The 17564-nt window shown below is 37.9% G+C and carries 27 protein-coding genes; 17 read left to right on the forward strand and 10 right to left on the reverse strand.

The features are described from left to right. Positions 1-191 precede the first annotated feature (191 nt). Both DEAC_RS11930 and DEAC_RS11935 read right to left on the reverse strand, forming a co-directional pair. Positions 192-425, reverse strand: a complete 234-nt coding sequence (locus tag DEAC_RS11930; protein WP_047810270.1) for a hypothetical protein — start codon at positions 423-425, stop codon at positions 192-194. A gap of 582 nt (positions 426-1007) precedes the next feature. Beyond that, positions 1008-1403, reverse strand: coding sequence for a response regulator (locus DEAC_RS11935; protein WP_047810271.1), 396 nt, complete (start codon positions 1401-1403; stop codon positions 1008-1010). A gap of 381 nt (positions 1404-1784) precedes the next feature. Here DEAC_RS11935 and DEAC_RS22720 point away from each other — a divergent pair, with 381 nt between their 5' ends. The 9 genes from DEAC_RS22720 to DEAC_RS11970 all read left to right on the forward strand — a co-directional run bounded on the left by DEAC_RS22720 (position 1785) and on the right by DEAC_RS11970 (position 6107). Beyond that, entirely contained in the window at positions 1785-1943 is a 159-nt protein-coding gene (locus DEAC_RS22720; protein ID WP_083996110.1) for an aspartyl-phosphate phosphatase Spo0E family protein, read from the forward strand. A gap of 66 nt (positions 1944-2009) precedes the next feature. Beyond that, positions 2010-2150, forward strand: a complete 141-nt coding sequence (locus DEAC_RS23890; protein WP_200903127.1) for a hypothetical protein — start codon at positions 2010-2012, stop codon at positions 2148-2150. A gap of 266 nt (positions 2151-2416) precedes the next feature. After that, positions 2417-3004 (forward strand): RNA polymerase sigma factor, encoded by a 588-nt coding sequence (locus DEAC_RS11940; RefSeq protein ID WP_047810272.1) that lies wholly within the window; start codon positions 2417-2419, stop codon positions 3002-3004. A 24-nt stretch (positions 3005-3028) separates the two neighbouring features. Next, positions 3029-3247 carry a DUF1858 domain-containing protein gene (locus tag DEAC_RS11945; RefSeq protein WP_047810273.1) on the forward strand — a complete coding sequence of 73 codons (219 nt, stop codon included), beginning with the start codon at positions 3029-3031 and terminating at the stop codon, positions 3245-3247. Between the two features lie 15 nt (positions 3248-3262). Next, a complete protein-coding gene (gene ygiD / locus DEAC_RS11950) occupies positions 3263-4033 on the forward strand; it encodes a 4,5-DOPA-extradiol-dioxygenase (protein ID WP_047810274.1) in 771 nt (256 codons plus the stop codon). 378 nt (positions 4034-4411) lie between these two features. Continuing rightward, a complete protein-coding gene (locus DEAC_RS11955; protein ID WP_014826371.1) occupies positions 4412-4849 on the forward strand; it encodes a DoxX family protein in 438 nt (145 codons plus the stop codon). Positions 4850-4861: 12 nt separating this feature from the next. Next, positions 4862-5254: a (2Fe-2S)-binding protein gene (locus DEAC_RS11960; RefSeq protein ID WP_047810275.1), complete on the forward strand. Its 393-nt coding sequence runs from the start codon at positions 4862-4864 to the stop codon at positions 5252-5254. Between the two features lie 57 nt (positions 5255-5311). Next, the gene (locus DEAC_RS24680) at positions 5312-5821 is read left to right on the forward strand and encodes a recombinase family protein (protein ID WP_345788166.1); all 510 of its coding nucleotides are present in this window, start codon (positions 5312-5314) and stop codon (positions 5819-5821) included. A 28-nt stretch (positions 5822-5849) separates the two neighbouring features. Beyond that, on the forward strand, positions 5850-6107 hold the full coding sequence (locus DEAC_RS11970; RefSeq protein WP_152671396.1) for a hypothetical protein: 258 nt from the start codon (positions 5850-5852) through the stop codon (positions 6105-6107). A 63-nt stretch (positions 6108-6170) separates the two neighbouring features. Here the strand turns inward: DEAC_RS11970 and DEAC_RS11975 are convergent, their stop codons facing one another. Next, positions 6171-6740, reverse strand: coding sequence for a ferritin-like domain-containing protein (locus DEAC_RS11975; protein WP_047810278.1), 570 nt, complete (start codon positions 6738-6740; stop codon positions 6171-6173). A 149-nt stretch (positions 6741-6889) separates the two neighbouring features. On the opposite strand from DEAC_RS11975, the gene DEAC_RS24945 reads away from it, so the two are divergent. The 3 genes from DEAC_RS24945 to DEAC_RS24955 are packed head-to-tail and all read left to right on the forward strand — an operon-like array spanning position 6890 to position 8175. Then, positions 6890-7018 carry a hypothetical protein gene (locus DEAC_RS24945; RefSeq protein WP_282434448.1) on the forward strand — a complete coding sequence of 43 codons (129 nt, stop codon included), beginning with the start codon at positions 6890-6892 and terminating at the stop codon, positions 7016-7018. Between the two features lie 30 nt (positions 7019-7048). Beyond that, positions 7049-7369, forward strand: a complete 321-nt coding sequence (locus DEAC_RS24950) for a recombinase family protein (RefSeq protein ID WP_345788167.1) — start codon at positions 7049-7051, stop codon at positions 7367-7369. Next, the gene (locus DEAC_RS24955; protein WP_053006408.1) at positions 7366-8175 is read left to right on the forward strand and encodes a recombinase zinc beta ribbon domain-containing protein; all 810 of its coding nucleotides are present in this window, start codon (positions 7366-7368) and stop codon (positions 8173-8175) included. Before DEAC_RS24950 ends, DEAC_RS24955 begins: the two co-directional genes overlap by 4 nt. Positions 8176-8513: 338 nt before the next feature. On the opposite strand, the gene DEAC_RS11985 is transcribed toward DEAC_RS24955, so the two are convergent. From DEAC_RS11985 to DEAC_RS12005, 5 genes are all read right to left on the reverse strand, one after another. Then, positions 8514-9590, reverse strand: a complete 1077-nt coding sequence (locus tag DEAC_RS11985) for a sensor histidine kinase (RefSeq protein WP_083996114.1) — start codon at positions 9588-9590, stop codon at positions 8514-8516. Then, a complete protein-coding gene (locus DEAC_RS11990) occupies positions 9583-10275 on the reverse strand; it encodes a response regulator transcription factor (RefSeq protein ID WP_427846266.1) in 693 nt (230 codons plus the stop codon). Before DEAC_RS11990 ends, DEAC_RS11985 begins: the two co-directional genes overlap by 8 nt. 22 nt (positions 10276-10297) lie before the next feature. Then, entirely contained in the window at positions 10298-10900 is a 603-nt protein-coding gene (locus tag DEAC_RS11995) for a DedA family protein (RefSeq protein WP_047810280.1), read from the reverse strand. Positions 10901-10911: 11 nt separating this feature from the next. After that, positions 10912-11493: a class I SAM-dependent methyltransferase gene (locus tag DEAC_RS12000; RefSeq protein ID WP_047810281.1), complete on the reverse strand. Its 582-nt coding sequence runs from the start codon at positions 11491-11493 to the stop codon at positions 10912-10914. 490 nt (positions 11494-11983) lie between these two features. Then, positions 11984-12613 (reverse strand): DDE-type integrase/transposase/recombinase, encoded by a 630-nt coding sequence (locus DEAC_RS12005; protein WP_053006409.1) that lies wholly within the window; start codon positions 12611-12613, stop codon positions 11984-11986. Between the two features lie 65 nt (positions 12614-12678). Between DEAC_RS12005 and DEAC_RS24555 the strand changes: the two genes are divergently transcribed. After that, positions 12679-12900 carry a transglycosylase domain-containing protein gene (locus tag DEAC_RS24555; RefSeq protein ID WP_282434449.1) on the forward strand — a complete coding sequence of 74 codons (222 nt, stop codon included), beginning with the start codon at positions 12679-12681 and terminating at the stop codon, positions 12898-12900. A gap of 448 nt (positions 12901-13348) precedes the next feature. Further along, entirely contained in the window at positions 13349-13495 is a 147-nt protein-coding gene (locus tag DEAC_RS12015) for an aspartyl-phosphate phosphatase Spo0E family protein (protein ID WP_047810282.1), read from the forward strand. A gap of 419 nt (positions 13496-13914) precedes the next feature. Here DEAC_RS12015 and DEAC_RS12020 read toward each other — a convergent pair whose 3' ends face one another. Beyond that, entirely contained in the window at positions 13915-15060 is a 1146-nt protein-coding gene (locus tag DEAC_RS12020) for a polysaccharide deacetylase family protein (RefSeq protein WP_242847143.1), read from the reverse strand. Positions 15061-15321: 261 nt separating this feature from the next. Then, the gene (locus DEAC_RS12025; protein WP_047810284.1) at positions 15322-15825 is read right to left on the reverse strand and encodes a hypothetical protein; all 504 of its coding nucleotides are present in this window, start codon (positions 15823-15825) and stop codon (positions 15322-15324) included. Positions 15826-16255: 430 nt separating this feature from the next. On the opposite strand from DEAC_RS12025, the gene DEAC_RS12030 reads away from it, so the two are divergent. The 3 genes from DEAC_RS12030 (at position 16256) to DEAC_RS12040 (ending at position 17471) form a co-directional block, all read left to right on the forward strand. Further along, the gene (locus DEAC_RS12030) at positions 16256-16480 is read left to right on the forward strand and encodes a hypothetical protein (protein WP_047810285.1); all 225 of its coding nucleotides are present in this window, start codon (positions 16256-16258) and stop codon (positions 16478-16480) included. 70 nt (positions 16481-16550) lie between these two features. Further along, entirely contained in the window at positions 16551-17111 is a 561-nt protein-coding gene (locus tag DEAC_RS12035) for a DNA-3-methyladenine glycosylase I (protein WP_047810286.1), read from the forward strand. A 33-nt stretch (positions 17112-17144) separates the two neighbouring features. After that, complete coding sequence (locus DEAC_RS12040) at positions 17145-17471, forward strand: MazG-like protein (RefSeq protein ID WP_047810287.1); 327 nt, start codon at positions 17145-17147, stop codon at positions 17469-17471. Positions 17472-17564: the final 93 nt, after the last annotated feature.

Genomic DNA, 17564 nt, shown 5'->3' on the forward strand with positions numbered 1-17564 from the left:
TTAAATTAAGTAAATACTGTAGATACAATACATACTAAGCGAATTCTTCAATTAAGATTGGTTGGAATCATACAAAAGCTAAATTGCTGGTCATAATGCTATTATAGGTAACTTCTATTAACGCTAATAGAATGAAAATTAGAGTCGTGATGAAGCATAGAGTTACGTCACGACTCTGATACTTCAAAAATTTAAAAGAAGAGTCGGTTATAACCTAAATTTCCACCATAACCACCATAACCTTGGCCCGGATCAACAACAACGTTTGTTGTCATAGGCTGATAAACATGTTGAGGAACATTCACAACATTATAGCGATTAACATTTACAACAGGATGAATAACTGGAACCACGCGCGGCGTATAATAGTTTCGCACACAATACTGCGGTGGGCAGCAAATTGGAGTTCCTACACAGCCATACATCTAAAAAATCACCTCCAAATATTCTTATTTATGGGGATTAATTCTCAAGGGCTTCTGTTCTCATCACTTAGAATAAATAATTACAGGCTACTAACCTGAATGATGGCCGATCTAGTATACCTTTAAAAAATAACGCCTAAAGCAATAAGAATTAAAATTGCAATAGCGATAATCCCTACACCAACTCCAGTACTGGTACCACCACATGCTCCGCCCATACCATAACCCATTCCGTACATTAGTTTTCCTCCTTTCTTAAGGTCAATACAATATATGTTGCAAAGATGGGAAGTGACATAATTTTCCAATATAACAAGCTGCTATAAACCTTGAGGTTTTAAATGGTTGCGGCACCCCTTTGACAAACCGCTCAACCACTGCCAATACATAATAGTCATGCATTAAGGTGGGGAAAAAAGCATTGCTGCTTTATAATAGAAGGATAAAAAATGTCAGCCTAATCTGGCGGGCAATCAGATATTATGTATACTTTTTAAGATCATAACGATAATCATGTCAAAAGCCGCCCCACAGCAAGGGCGGCTTTAACAGATATCACATCTTAAGATAAATCGGGTCGTTTTATTTTGCCAAAATACTAACGGTACTCGTCTTATTCAATAGGTCATCAACAACACCGCTTAAATGTTCCAAATCAAACGGTTTATCTAACATGTAATCGATTATGTAATGACGAGCTAATTCATCCATTTCTTGTTTGTCCGCGTATGCAGACATCAAAATCACTTTCATATTTGGATTGAAACTAAGTAACCTCTCACGAAGCTCGATGCCGCTAATTCCCGGCATTCTGAGGTCCGATATTATTAGATCTGGTAACTGTTTTTTTGCCAATTCTAAGGCTTCAAGTCCCGAAGCAGCTGTGCCTACTTTGTAACCTTTAGAGGAAAAGAGGTCTTCTAAAAGTATTCGAATTCCCGGATTGTCATCAACCACTAGTAAAGAACTCTGTTTCAACAGGCATCCATCTCTCTTTCAAAAGATTTTTTAGATAGTCCTTATTGGAGTTGTTTCTTTTCTAATCGGTACTATGATTTAGGGAATAAGTGGCACATTTTACATAATGTTAAGAATATTCTTCGTAAGATTCTGAAATCCTTTCTCTTGAGAGAGGAAAAGATTCGGATTTAGGCTTTACAGGGATCTTTCGCATCAAAGGTTTTATGTAATGCTTTTCAGTACAAAAACAATTAAAATTTTAATATCGTTTCATAATTTTTCTTAAATATGATAAGATGACAGATATTGTCGGATTCATTGATTCTAATCAACACCCGGAATATAATAGCAATTGTGTTAAGATAATGTCTAAATCTACCATTTGGAGTGAGACGATGAATGAGTGCTGTAGAAATACTGAAGTCTATTGAGATTTTACGAGGAAAATTAAATACTTTGGGGTCGAGTAAACCACTTGTCGACCCTGAAGTTATTCAACTTAGCCAGAGGCTCGATTTATTATTAAATGTATACTATAGCATGAGAGATGTTGCTTAAGTTGAGAATAGTTTTATAAAAGGTATCATACATAGTTCATATGAGCATATTTTAGGGGGGAGACATATGGACGCACCTGAGCGAATAATCTTACTTCGTGATGCCGATAAATGCGAAATTAACCCTGAATTAATGGATGCAAGAAATAAGTTTACCGTAGGACAGTTAGAAAATGAGTATTTTCAATGGTTGTATGAATTAATATAAAAAAGTAAAGCGACCTTCAAGTGCTAAGGTCGCTTTTTTGGTTTTTTACTGCAAAGACCTTTCTAATTCTTCTAAGCCGCGGTCCCGGATAAACTTTGGTTATCGGCTTTGGGGCGATTAAAAATTTTCACTATCTATTTCAAATCGATTTCGTCTTAATTCATGAAATCAATTTTAAAGGAAGCAATGTGGCACTAATGACGATCATTAAAAAAGGAGATGATATCAAAGAATGATTGTCAAGAATATTAAAGGAGAGACCGACAATGATTATCCGTGAAAACTTATATGGACTAAATGATCTAGACAATGAAGCCTCTCTTGAAACGATTATTAAGGATAATGAACCTAAAATTATAAACTTAATATATGGAATGACCGGGGATTATCATATCGCCCAGGACTTGGCCCAGGAAACATTTATAAAGGCATTCCAGTCAAGGCAATTGTTCAAAGGCCAGTCTAAAATCTCGACATGGCTATACCGTATAGCCGTTAATACAACAATTGACTACCAACGCAAGCGATCTGGTCGTAAAGAAAATCCGGCTGAAGAACTTGAAACAAAACTAGACGAAACTCAAGACCCGGATCAAAAGTGTCAAAAAACAGCGATGAGAAAGATGCTGTTTAAGGCGATTTCACAGCTACCAAATGAACAACGTGAGGTGTACACTTTAAAGGAAATCAATGGATGCTCTACTAAAGAGGTGGCAGAAATCCTTAACATTTCAGTTGAATTGGCGAAGTGGCGGCTGCACAGAGCCCGGATGCTCCTTCGCAAGTCTTTAACTCAAGGTAATGGCTATGAGAATATGGGCTCGTTTAAATTGACTACTGCTGGAATAGAATAAATTATCCATTAGGAGGAAAATTCAATGATTACAGGTCAAATGAAAATTACAGATATCGTGGAAAAGTATCCGCAGTCCGTCGAAGTCTTTTTAAAACATGGCCTGCATTGTTTCGGATGCATGGCTTCCCGGTTTGAGAATCTTGAGCAAGGTGCAAGGGCTCATGGTATTGATGTAGCAAAGCTGCTTGAGGATCTCAATAAAGTGGTTGAACAGGATTATGGTTTGGTAAGAAAAGTTTAAAACGAGGTGTTGACTATGAATAAGATGCCTGTTGTGTTTGTTGGGCACGGTTCCCCGATGAACGCGATTGAGGATAACCAGTTTACACGGAATTGGGTCGAAATTTCCAAACAAATTCCAATACCTGAAGCAATTTTAGCGATATCCGGCCATTGGGTGACGGATGGAACTCGCATCAATGATGATCCCCATCCGGAAATAGTTCATGACATGTACGGTTTCCCTAGAGAACTATATGAGGTTGATTACCGGCCAAAAGGGGCACCGGAATTAGCCCATTTTACAAAAGATTTGATTTTGGGAAATGGGCTAATTGATAATAGCTGGGGCATTGATCATGGAATATGGTCCATCTTGAAAATCATGTATCCCGAAGCGGATATCCCTGTTTATCACATGAGCGTCAGCAGGAATGAGAATCCCGACTATCACTTTAATTTGGGTAACGAACTAAAACCCCTACGAGACAAAGGGATATTGATTTTCGCTAGTGGCAATGTGGTTCATAACCTTGCACATATTAAATGGGATATGAAAGGCGGTTATGACTGGGCCGTTGAATTTGATGATTTTATCAAAGGAACAATATTCGAAAAGAAATATCGAGGTGTCATCGATTACCGGCTGGCGGGGGTGTCTGCCAAACTATCGGTACCCACATCAGAGCATCTTGATCCGCTGTTTTATATATTGGGTGCTGCGGATGAACATGATCAGCTCTCTATATACAATGATTCCTGTACCATGGGTTCACTATCTATGACAAGTTATCTGCTTAAGGAATGAATAGATTAACGACTATGAATCAATCACCTCTTGCTAAAGAATTAATTTCTGTAGCAGGAGGTTTGTTTTATCCGTTAATGATACAAGTATCATGACTGAGCGAGAAGACTAACCCAACTTTCGTTATTCTAGCTAAAATTTGGAGTAAAAAAATATTTCAACCAAATTCCAATTAACTCCGAAAAGATTACGTTTTCTTACTCCTTAACAACTGGATTCTCAAAGTAGCCTGCCTAGCCGCATCGCCTAGCTATAAAATTAACAAATACTTTTTTTATAACTCCCCTATCCTTTTAAAAATCTTTTCGTCTTAATATATGAAAGTAGGTTGGCGCCACCTATTATTTAAAAAACGTTAGTTTTGGAAGGAGATTAAAAATGAAAAATAAAATATTCGCTACAGTTGAGTCCAATAGTTTCTTAATTTTGCGTCTTGCATTGGGAATTATCTTTTTCGCTCATGGAGCTCAAAAACTCCTGGGTTGGTTTGGCGGTTACGGGTGGACAGGCACTATCGGTTTCTTTTCTTCATTGGGTATTCCCGCTGCATTAGGCGGTTTAGCCATATTAACTGAGTTCTTTGGCGGGATCGCAATTATTCTTGGCTTTTTAACTCGTCCGGCTGCACTTGGGCTTGCCATTGTCAATTTGGTAGCCATAGCAAAAGTCCACGGGGCTAATGGCTTCTTCTTAAATGGCCCCACTAATTCCGGTATTGAATACGTTTTTGCATTGTTCATGATTTCCCTCTTCTTGCTAATTAAGGGTGCAGGATTACTATCAATTGATAATGCCATTTCAAAGAAACTAAAATAACGGAGGATGAAAATGTTAAAATCACTCATTTCAAAAATATTTTCTAAAGAACAAAGCCAAGTAGTATGTGGCTGTATGAAAGTCACTGATCTGGACATTAAGAAAGCGATCAAGAATGGGGCGAGTTCCTTTGAAGAGGTTCAAGCCTTAACGAAAGTCGGAACAGGTTGCGGAAACTGTGTTGAGGGTAATAAAGTTTTAGTCAATGAGTTATTGTTGAAAAAGAAAATCGCTGAAAACCAAATTGTATGCGGCTGTATGAAAGTCACTGCCCAAGATATCGTAAATGCGATCAAGAATGGCGCCAAATCCTTTGAAGAGGTTCAAACCGTAACAAAGGTCGGAACCGGTTGCGGAAATTGCCTAGAAAGCAATAAAGCATTGGTAGCATTACTATTAAAATGATTAAAGATTTCTTACAGTATAGATCAAAAGGATCCTTTTTAGAAGTTTGACCTTATCATAACAAAGTTCATCAGCCGTTTTGCACGCAACGTTCAAGATTGTTTGGAAACTATCCGTAAACTTAAACTTCTTGGGATTGCTGTCCGGTTCGAAAAAGAGGCGATAGATACCCTAACAACCGAAAGCGAACTCATGTTTAGCATTCTAAGTTCCGTTGCCGAGGAAGAACTGGCCTCGATTTCTCAAAACATGCATTGGAGTAATCAACGAAGAGCAAGCTGCCATAGTGAGACGAATTATACAATAGGAAGGAAAAATTCTTGTGGAGTAGGGAGGATTAAAGAAGATACGATTAAAGGATTGTTTATCAGAGTGTTTAACCGGCTTTACACTGATCGAGCCAAATTGTTAGGAGATTATAAGGCAAAATTGGAACGAGAAAAGTTAACTGAGTTAGATAATGAGCGCATCGCGAAGTTAGATGAGGAAATTGAGAAACTCATCAAACAGGAACGGGCGCTCTTTTTATATAGAAGAAAAAGGTTACGCAGACCACAATCTTGTTAAAACTGAACACGATGTACTGGTTAAAACCTTGACCCAACTTCAAGCAGAACGATCCGATTGGATGTCGAAAGTCAATAAACGAGACACTCGCTTGGCTAGAACCTTAGAACTCGAAGCCGTACTTGAGGCTCAGGGGGACAAGCTTACAGAGTTTAACGATGATTTATATAGGAAGTTAGTCGAAAAGATAGTGGTCAAAGAACGAACTAAATTAATATTCCAATTTAAAAATGGCCTTGCTTTCGAGGAAACGTATACCTTGAAGCGAGGCCACGACATTTTCTAGGGAGGTTTTTGTAAATGGCAACAGTAACAGTATACCTGAATAATTGAAGCTGAATAGATTTGATCATCGAATATCAGTTGTTTTCCCGGAATACTCAGAGCCACAATATTTTTGAAGGGCTTTACTAAAGAGACAAATATGAACCTTTTCGTCCAATATGATTCGCTGAAGTATTGCTTGCACATGAAAATCCTCAATGCAGCGAATGTGTTTTTGGTATTCTTCTATTGCTTTATATTCAGCATCAATGTCTGATTTCAATTGATCACATAGATTTGTTCCATAATAAATGAATTTTCCAGACCAAAAATTCCCTTGAAGTGAACTTTTGGAACCCCTTATAACCGGATTTCCCCCAAGGTTAATTATTGTATCTGCAAGTATTTCCATGTGAAGCATTTCGGCAATTGAAACGTTTTTTAGTAAATCCCCAAGCTCCTTATCAATTTGGCTAAATAAAAAATGATGATAAAGATATTGACTAATGGCAGAAAATTCACTAACTATACCCGCATAGTCATCCATTAATATTTCAACATATCTAAGATTAGGCCTAAGAACTTTCACTTCAGGGTAGGGAGATGGGTCAGAGTATTCCCCTCTTTTATGTCTTTCATAATTAGTTTCGCTCATCACATTGCCCTCCAAGAAAAAATTATTATATTTATATGTTATGAAAATATTGGTAGGAGGTACATGTTTCTTAGTAACTACTTCAATTTATAAACTGCTTTAGCTTTGATAATCTCACGGTCACAATATTTTCTAAGGGGGATTTTATAATGGCAACAGTAACAGTAATTCCAGCAAAACCAATGCAAGAATTGAAAGGTCTTGAGGCCACGGCAAAACTCAGAGTTTGTGCTTATGCTCGGGTTTCAACAGATAATGAAGAGCAATTATCCAGCTAGCAGGCGCAGGTTGAACATTACACCTCTTACATCCAGAATAATCCGGCTTGGGAATTCGTTGAAATTTTCTCTGACGAAGGAATCAGTGGCACGAATACTAAGAAACGAGAGGGTTTCAATCGCATGATTGACGAATGTATGGCAGGCAGGATTGACATGGTTATTACCAAATCAATTAGCAGATTTGCCCGTAATACCCTTGATACTTTGAAGTATGTACGGCAACTTAAGGAGAAAGGAGTAGCGATTTTTTTCGAAAAAGAATCTGTGAACACTTTGGATTCTAAAGGGGAATTTCTAATAACTTTGCTTGGAAGCCTGGCCCAAGAAAGTGGTACGACAGTACGGTGATTGGAATACTCAAAAATGTGAAATATATGGGTGATGCACTACTCCAAAAAACCTACACTGTTGATTTTCTAACAAAAAAGCGTGTGATAAATACCGGCCATGCAGCCCAGTATTATGTTGAGGATAGTCATGAAGCTATTGTTTCTAAGGAAGAGTTTGCTGCGGTGCAGGCGGAATTTGAAAGACGGTCAAACTTGCGGGGGTATTCCAAGACTGGGAAGAGTAAGTTCACGAGTGATTATGCTTTTTCCGGTAAGTTGTTCTGCGGAAATTGCGGTTCAAAATTCAGGCGCAGTAGATGGGGAAGTGGTAAGAATCTGCAGATTGTTTGGATATGTATAAACCATCAAACTGGCGGTGGCTGTGAAATGAAGGCCGTTAAGGAGAAAGCTTTGGAACAGGCGTTTGTGCGGGCTATGAACAGAATCATTGCTAATAAAGGGGCCTATATAATAGAAGAAACTAGTGGCCCGGAGTTTGACTTCGAGGCTATTGATGCCAAGATAGCAGAACTTCAGCAAGAGCTGATGAATGCGGTGCGGAATAATCAGGAGTATTCGACTGCTGAAATTGAAAGGTTGCAGGCGAGTAAGCAGAGGCTGAAGAATGATGAAGCTGAGAGGGTGTGGAGGAATAGAATTGTTGGGGAGTTCAAGGCTTATCTAGCGGCTAGGGACGGCAAGCTGCTGGATAAGTTTGATAGGGACTTGTTTAGGAAGTTAGTTGAGAAGGTTAGAGTGGAGTCGATAGTTGAGGTGGAATTTGTTTTTAAGGTGGGGGTTGTGGGTAGGGAGATATTAAATTAGATTTGTTGGTATCATTGAAAACCATAATTTCGGTATACAGTACTAAGGAGTAATTTCAGATATTATCATTATATTGGTTCTTTTAAAGAAATATTTAATTAACGGCTTGTTGTTGCACTTATATTAATAGTGCATAGCCCCTATATCATTAAGGTACTAGGGGCTAACCTTCAAAGGTTTGTCGACTGTTTTTTTGTTTGCTGGTTTGTTGCTTCGTTTTCCTTATATGGTACCAGGTAGAAATAACTAACACTACTGTAAAAAAGGTAACACTTGCTTCTTTCGTAACTAAGAATTCCAGCTCATAACCCCCTCCAAAAGCTGATTAAACTCATCTGTTAACTTAACGGCTGCCAAACATTAAAGCTAAGGGTTTCATTTTGAGTTTCCGCCCAAATAGAGCCGCCATGCAGCTCAACAATACTTTTTGCAATAGCAAGGCCTAAACCTGTACCGCCAGTTTCTTTAGACCTGGATTTTTCAAGTCTATAAAACCGATCAAACAGATGGGCTAAGCTTTCAGAGTCGATGGAATTTGCTCTGTTCGTTATGGTCATTTTTACTCCGTTGTTCTCCGCGCAAAGGCTTACAGAGACATTCCCAGGTTTAAGGCTGTATTTGAGTGCATTCCCCAATAAATTTCCTATAACTCTTACATATATTTCAGGGTCGATTTTTACAAAGTATTTATCATTGGGGATAGACGTCTGTAAATTTAGACGGTCTTTGTCAAACAGAGGCCCATAGTCCAGTACGATTTGCCGAACAATATCGTTCAGACATAATCTTTTATAATTTAGATTGATATCCTTTCCCTGAAGCTTGGTGTACTCAAACAGGTTTTCAATTAAGTCTTCAAGCATTTCGGTTCGACCAAAAGCAATGTTTATATAAGTTTCAAGTTCTTCTAAAGTTTTATACTGTTTATCCTTTAGCAATTGAAGATACCCTTTGATTGATGTTAACGGAGTTCGTAAATCATGGGAAACGTCACAAATCAGTTCACTTTTACTATTTTCAATTTCTCTTTCGTAATCAAATTTTGACTTCAACTCTTGAGACATTATGTTAATATTTAGGCAAAGGTCTGAAATTTCATCATTACCTCGTATTTCGATCTTTGAACCAAACCCTTCATGGGTAATATCCTTAACTTGTTGAGAGATATATTTAAGGTATTTGATTTTTCTGTTAATAATAAGAAAAAAGGTAAAGGCAAAGATACCAACGCTGATAACAAATACTGTTACAAAGATGGCAATAATAAAGATAGGACTCCTGTGTTCTATATCTAAAACAACATTAATCCTCGATACACAATTTAAAGCCATCCCTAAAACTACCAATGAAACAAAAAAGCTTATTATAATTGCCAAAAACAATTGCAGACTAATTTTAATTCGTAATTTACTCAATTTTATATCCGACTCCCCAAACGTTTTTAATATATCTGGGCTTCCGAGGATTATCCTCAATTTTCTCACGGATATTTCGAATATGAACCATGACGGTATTCTCGGATTCCATCATAGGTTCCTTCCATATACTTTCAAAAATCCGTTCACTACTAAAGACCATTCCCTTATGACGGGCAAGCAGCTCTAAAATAGCAAATTCTTTAGGAGTAAGTTTAACGTCTTTCTTATTAAGTATGACTTGATGAGTTGACGTCTTGATTTTTAAATTTCCGATATCGATTTCATCATCGTTGGCAGCGTCTGTGGGTTCATTAGAGTGGCTAAAACGAAGGTAACGCCTTAACTGAGACTTCACTCTGGCAACCAGCTCCAGGGGATTAAAGGGTTTTGTCATATAATCATCAGCCCCAACGCTGAGTCCATGAATTTTATGCATATCCTCAGTCTTTGCAGATAACATAATAATCGGTACTTGGTTTTTCTCACGAATTTTTAGACACGCTTGAATCCCATCAAGTTTGGGCATCATGACATCCAGTATTATAAGGTGTACATTATTATTAGAAAGGACATCCAGAGCTTCCAAGCCATCTCCGGCTTTTAGGACTTGAAAACTTTCATTCTTTAGGTAGATTTCAATGAGATTGCGTATCTCGGTATCATCATCAATCACTAAAATCATGGGTTGTTCCATGGTAAACCTCCTAAACAGTTGGGCTTGGTTTTGCATAATGATACAAGCGTAAGACTAGGAAAACTACAGCTAATATGCCAAGTGTATACCAGCCATACTTTTCGACTAGAATACTAAGCTGTTCAATATAATTTCCAAATAGCCTTCCCAGGAAGAAATAGATTAAGGTCCATATTAAGCCTGTTGAATAAGAATATAATGCATATTTAGGATAAGGCATTTTGCCGATTCCTACAAGGTACGGCATCAGATGGCGAACTACCGGCAAAAAGTAGCTAATAACCAGAGCATACTTTCCGAATTTATTCAGTATAGCTTGGGATTTAACAAGATAGCTCCCGGTTGATTGTTTATTCTTTATTACTCGATCAAGAATTTTTACACCAATACGATTTCCTAGGAAATATCCTACAGATAAACCTGATACAACTCCCATATAGGTAAGAATAAACGCTGGGATCGGGTGAAGTAAGCCAAGTGTAGTTACCAATCCGCCCGTCATCACGATAGCTTCATCAGGAATGGGCATTCCAACAATCCCCAACCATAATGCAAAGAATAAGGCTAAATAGCCGTAGTGCACAATTAAATTGAGTAATATATCATAATGCATCTCACTTCCTCCTACTTACGACAGACGTAGACGAAGGCTGGCGGGATATTAAGTGGTACAAAGGAGATCTCAACCTGTGAGAAATTATTCATTAGCATTGTTTTCATCTGCAGAGAATATTGGAACGTAACAAAGATTCCGTTTGGTTTTAAAGAGTTTATAACACCATCAATGATACGTTTTCGAACAGATGCTTCAAATAACGTGAAGGGCAATCCTGAAACAACGGCATCAAGTGAACCTATTTCAGCCGCTTGGAGCTGTTCGGATAAGGCTAGTGCATCTTCGAAATACATCATTTCAGGGTAACAAGTCTTCAGTTTGCACCGCATTTCATGGTCTTTTTCGAACACAGCAGCTTTACAATCCGGATGCTTAAATGAGTCAATATATTTTGTGAATACACCCGTACCTGCACCTAACTCTGCAATAGACCTTATACTTCTCCAATCGAGAGGTTCGAGCATTTTTGCAGCAAGAAACTTTGAACTAGGTGTAACACTCCCTATTTGGAATGGGGATTCTATAAACTTCCTTAGGAAAAATAACTTGTTCGCTGAATTTAAGGCGAGATTGGAATTTTTAATAGACATGTATACACTTCCCTTCGTCGAAATCTATCATACTTGATAAAAATAAAGACTTAGGGAGGGAAAAACTAAAGACTTTCTGAAGTTTTTCACTTGTCATTATGCAGGAAAATAAAACCCTAACGTGACTAGCAAAGGGCATTTAAACTGAACTGCAGTTTGAATGCCCTTTTTGATAAGGTGTTACTTGGAATGAATTCTCCCTTGTTTAATATTTAAGTATAATGTACTTCTCAGCAGGAATGCCGGAATAAAAAAGTAAGGATTTATTAGACATTACAACATTTTTTTTGCTCTAGGATTTTTTTAGGTTGTTGTATGGGAATGAGTAAAAATAGTTAAAAGTAACTGCTAGGAGTCTAATCGCTGATCACTTGGTGAATTCCTTCAAATGTTGTGCATTGAGAAATGTCAATTTCATCTTTCATGTGACCGTAAAAGGATTCCTGCGGAGCGTTATCCCAACAATTTGCCTTTCGGGACATAGACTGCCTCAGTTCACTGCCTTTATCAGTTGGATAAACTTTATACTTGTGTAGTGTGACCCTTGATCCGAATTAATCAGGGTCTCAGCTGTCAAAGAGATACCATAATTCTTGACGAGCTGGTTCACAGTTTCCAGAACAAAATCAATTTCGAGAGATTCACTCAGTACCCAAGCGAGCAACTCTTTTGTACAGGCGTCAATGATAGTAGACATATAGCACCGTGGCGCCTTTCCATTAATTATGTAGGTAATATCCGTCAGCAGAACAGCGCGGGGGCCGTGTGTTTCAAATTCCCGGTTCAGCAGGTTGGGAGCCACATTGTTGGTTTTCAGTGCTTTGGCCATTCTCTGGTACGGATTTGCTTTGCGAATAGGACAGAAAAGTCGATATTTGTTCATCAAACGTCGGATTTTCTTAATGTTCATGTGCACCGGAGGAGCCATATGAAGAAGCCGCATGTAAATACCGCGGGCTCCCTTATTGTAACCACGAAATCGGTAAGCTTCCACAATTATTAGGAAATCCTTTTGGTCTTGTTCTTCACGTTGTCGTCTGAGGTCTTTCGTTTCAAGGTAATGGTAGTATCCGGACCGCGAAACACCAGCAGCAGCGCATAGCCAGGCAATATTCAGCAAATTGTTGTCTCACTGAGTCATCTCGCGAGGTATTTGCTAACAAGGTATTATGAATCAATTGTTGTGTGATCGGTATCTACGCAATTGGACTCTATGACACGATGAGTAAGCAAGAAACATTTGCCTTCTACGCCAATGTCATTTACTTCGGTCATGGGGCTAACGGATTGTATCAAGCAGCAGAGAAATACTTTGGAAGAACTCCGTCAGAATTGAACGCAGGAGACTCTAAATCATTTCCGCAAAAGTTCCTCGAAAGAATTAACCATGCTTGCAGGTATTCCTAATGCCCCAAGTGTTTATGATCCATATCATAACCTGACACTCGCTCGGCAACGGCAACGTATTGTCGTGCAGTGTATGGTCGATAATGGAGTCATTAACAAATCACAGGCTGAGCAGATTCTTAGTGAACCTTTAGAATTGAAGGGGTCTATTTCATCCTCTGGAAAAGCAAATCTAATTCTAATTTAGGTTTTAATGTTTGTGATTGTAAACTGAGTTCCATGCGTGGTGATTTTTCACAGATGTTTAATTGAATTTTCATATATATTTCACGTAAACTTAAATAATATCGGTTACTCTATTAAGCATAAGGCAATGACCACCAAATCAGATTGAAAGAGATGGTTTATTATGAGATTGATCATCACATTGTTATCATGTGGCTTTTTGTTCACCCTATTGAGGAGCTTCGCAATTTCTGATAAAAGCTAAAGAAAGAGTGATATTATTATGGAATTAGAAAAACGAATTGAAAAACTGAGATTGCAAATGATAAAAGCTGCAGCAGATAAAGACCTAAAGGATCCAAGAGTGATTAAAGTTAGTGATAAGCTGGACAGATTGATCAACGAATTTTATGCTAAACGAACGGCCTAAGGGTATGGGCAGGGCTACATATCTGAACCTCAGACATGGTTTAGCAGCCGTTCTCTTCTTAAGTCGGACGATATTTATTATTCCAATACGAACCCAATTGAATCTAATAATTCGGATTCATCCAAAACCTAATAAACTGGATAAGTTTCTTCCCCTCCGCTGTATGGATACTTCCTTTACCATGGCATTCTTTACAAAGATATATGTGCTGAGTGTAAACGACAATTCTATTGTATGTATCCATGTGAAAGCTGGTTAATTGAAAATGATAAATGCCCGGTTTGCGGGAATAAGCTTATCCATGTTGCGGGATGCACGGAGTGTATAACGGGTGATTGGTCAAAATGTGGGTAATTTTTAGACGGACTGAACCCCGGTGTTTTTCATGACACCGGGGACCATATTTTATAAAGTCTTGTTTATGCTCCCCAAGTGTCAGGGTTTTCAGGAGTATTAGAGGCTCCGGGAGTGTTAGAGGTTCCGGAAGTGTTAGAGGTTCCGGAAGTGTTAGAGGTTCCGGGAGTATTAGAGGCTCCGGGAGTATTAGAGGTTCCGGAAGTGTTAGAAGTTCCGGGAGTATTAGAGGCTCCGGGAGTATTAGAGGTTCCGGAAGTGTTAGAAGTTCTAGGAGTACCAGCGGTTCCAGGAGTTTTAGGATTTCCGGAAGTAGTGGTACTGGTTTCGGTAGACGTTGTTGGTATGGGTTTGGGGATAGGAATTGGTGCTTTTATCCAACTTATTGTTAAAGGCTCTCCAGTTAATGCCTGGGTTAAATCAGCTATACCTAAATTCTGTTTCTGAATGATGTTCAATAGCTTCATAAGTTCCTGATCCAGTCCAGGAACCCAATGTAAAAGTATAATATCTCCTGCCTTAAGACCCAGACCGCTTCTAGTAGTAAATCTGGAGTTTTCCATTTCTGCATCCCACATTACGATATATTTAATTCCAGAATCATGGGCTGCTTGTCCGACTTCAGAATTGAAATCTCCGTAAGGTGGCCGTAACTCATTAGGTGGCGAACCGAACTGGCTTAAATAATCTATAGGTTGAGAGATCTGATTTTTTTGATCTGTAGGTGACAAATGCGTCAAATAAGGGTGGTTAACAGTATGGTCTTCGATGTGTCCACCAGCCTTTATAAATTTAAGCCAAAAGTCAGGATGTTTCTGAGCAGCCTGTTCTATAAGAAAAGTAGTAATGGGTAGATGGTATTGTTGCATTAACTTTATAACTTCTTCGTTTGGATACCAACCGTCATCAATAGTGATATAGACTACGGGCTGTTTCTCCGGAAGTTCATACACCACTTTGATTGGGCCGGCGGAGGTTCTCGTGGGATTTAGTTGATCCAATGATTCGGAACGATTGTTATTTAAAGTTGCATTGGCAGATGACGGGGGCTTATTAGGTTTTTTAAGTGAATTAGAATTAAAATAATAATTTTTTACGAAAACTGTAGTGGAAATAACGAGCACTAAAATAAAAAGACCTAGGATTTTACCAAAATGTGATCTTAGAGGACTAGCTTTGCCGTACATCATTAAAGCTGTTTCTCCTTCCATAAAATTCCATAATTAGTAATTCGATAAATAAGCTAAATCTCCTCTAGAATTATCCAATATTAAATTAAGGAGCTTTAGCCAATTGTTCGAATGGACAGATGCGGATCTAAGTAAAATTATGTGGTTCAAAAAATGTTTAGTTATTTTAAACCACATATGTACTAAGGCGTGAATTAAATGAATGGATGTATATACTAAGAAAAAAAGTTACCTTCCAAAAGTAGAGTCAATTGGAGGATAACTTTTTAACTACCTATTATTTTAAGATTTTGATTCTTTTGCAAGAGTACTACCATTTGAGCCTTCGATAGTAACGATACCACTAAATTTAGGCCAACCTAGAACGGCGTTGGCTATAGCAGTTGCAACTTTCTTGTCAGTGTGAAGACTAGTATTAATTGTGACACTCTTACCATTAACTGCTATTCGAGAGATGTATTTATACCAAGATTTTTCGTGAGATCCTATTCCATAATTTGTTTTCAAATACGTCTTAAGTTCATTAGTAAGTTCTGTGCTTGTTTCGGATTTATTAGCTGTGGATTTAGAACTAGTTTTTGCTAATTTAGATCCCTTGGAAGTTGTAGTAGATGATTGCTCGGTTGTTGGTGTCATCGTAGAAAGAGTTGCTTGGGCATTGTCTGGGGCTTGTTTTTGAGTTGATGAAAGCATTTTACTATTACATCCTGTTGTCGTTAAGGTAATAATCGTGATCCCGGCTGCTATAGATATAATCGTTTTTAACTTGCGTTTATTCATTTTCATTTTGGCTCCTCTCATTATTTGTACAAGTAATAAATTTATATGAGGGCTTGTAAGAATAATGACCTATTTTCATACGATTAAGTGATTAATTAATAGCAAATAATGATTTGACCTTGATTAAAGGTTGACTTTTTATCCTCAAACGAAACCTAACATCCCTCAAGGATTTGTCGATGAGGGATGTTAGGCTTGTAGTATTGATATTTTATCTAAATGTGGTTATAATAGAACATTTGTTCAATAAACAACCAAATATATGTACTAAGAGGCAATAAAAATGAGAGATGTCTGTGCTGAGTGTAATAGGAAAATCCTATTGTACGGAACCCTGTGAAGAATGGCTAATTGCCCACGATCAATGCCCTGTATGCCACAACAAACTCATACATATCGGTGGATGTACTGAGTGCATCACAGGTGATTGGGCGAAGTGTGGTTGATATGGTTTGATATTCCTGGAACACCGCGTCCAATTCACTTTAGGCATGACGGCAATGTTGTGAAGGTTGAAATGATAAAAAGAATATCTGAAGAGAAGATTGCTGGTAATCGAATGAAGGTCTATGAACGTCAGAGCGAGGTACATGGGTTGATGAAGCAATTTCAGCTAAAGTATGAATTGAATACCTGCAAGTGGTTTTTGTATAAGATTTAGCGCTAGGATTTTGGGGCGCCAAAACTATATCAAAAATGAACATTTGTAGGATGACTGGGAGGGACTTTTTATGAGTGCATGTTTATGGCCTGGAAAAAATCAATTGATGAAGGAGTATCATGACAATGAGTGGTGTGTTCCAAGTCATGATGATTCATATATATTTGAAATGCTTATATTAGAAGGTGCTCAATCAGGATTATCATGGAATATAGTACTTTCCAAAAGAGAAGATTATCAAAGAGCTTTCCACAATTTTGATATCACCTATTGCTCAATGCTGAGCGACGAAAAACTCGAAGGTATCAAAGATCAATATAATGTTATTAAACATCTATCGAAACTAAAAGCTGTAAGAAGCAATGCCAAAGAAGTTATCAAAATCCAATCGGAATTTGGAAGTTTTTCGAATTTTTTGTGGCGTTACGTTGATTTTAAACCAGTGATAAATCATTGGGAATCTGATGGAGATATTCCTGCTCAGACTACTCTCTCAGAACAAATCAGTAAAGATTTAAAACAACGAAATTTTAAATTCGTGGGTCCAGTAATAATATACTCATTTATGCAAGCAATAGGCATGGTTGATGATCATATAAGAACATGCCCTCACCATTTTAAGAACCGATAAAACTTAAATAATATATAGGGGAAAAGGAATAACATGAAAGATATGAACTTAAGTGAAGTTGTTGAACGTTCTGTTCAAATAAGAAAGCACTATCACAATTTGGAAAAGCAGTACCATGAAAAGGAATGGTCAGTCGAAGAAGATGCACTAGCTTTTCTAACAGATGCTGGATTGGTCGGTCGTTTGACAATGTCTCAACAGGGGCGTTGGCTGACAAATGGGAAAACTGTACCTGAACTGGAATATAAGCTCGGCGAATGTATATGGTGGATAATTATTTTGGCTGAACGCATGGATATTAAAATTAGTGATGCAATGGAAAAATTCTTATCCAAAAAGGAAAAACTTTTACAGGATTAAGTTAATAAGTAAGCGATAATTTTTGTGAATATATGTCCACCTAGAACGCAGCAGTTTAGCCTCTAGCACAATTAAACCATTGATCTCACTGGT

Source organism: Desulfosporosinus acididurans (assembly GCF_001029285.1).
GTDB classification, from domain to species: domain Bacteria; phylum Bacillota; class Desulfitobacteriia; order Desulfitobacteriales; family Desulfitobacteriaceae; genus Desulfosporosinus; species Desulfosporosinus acididurans.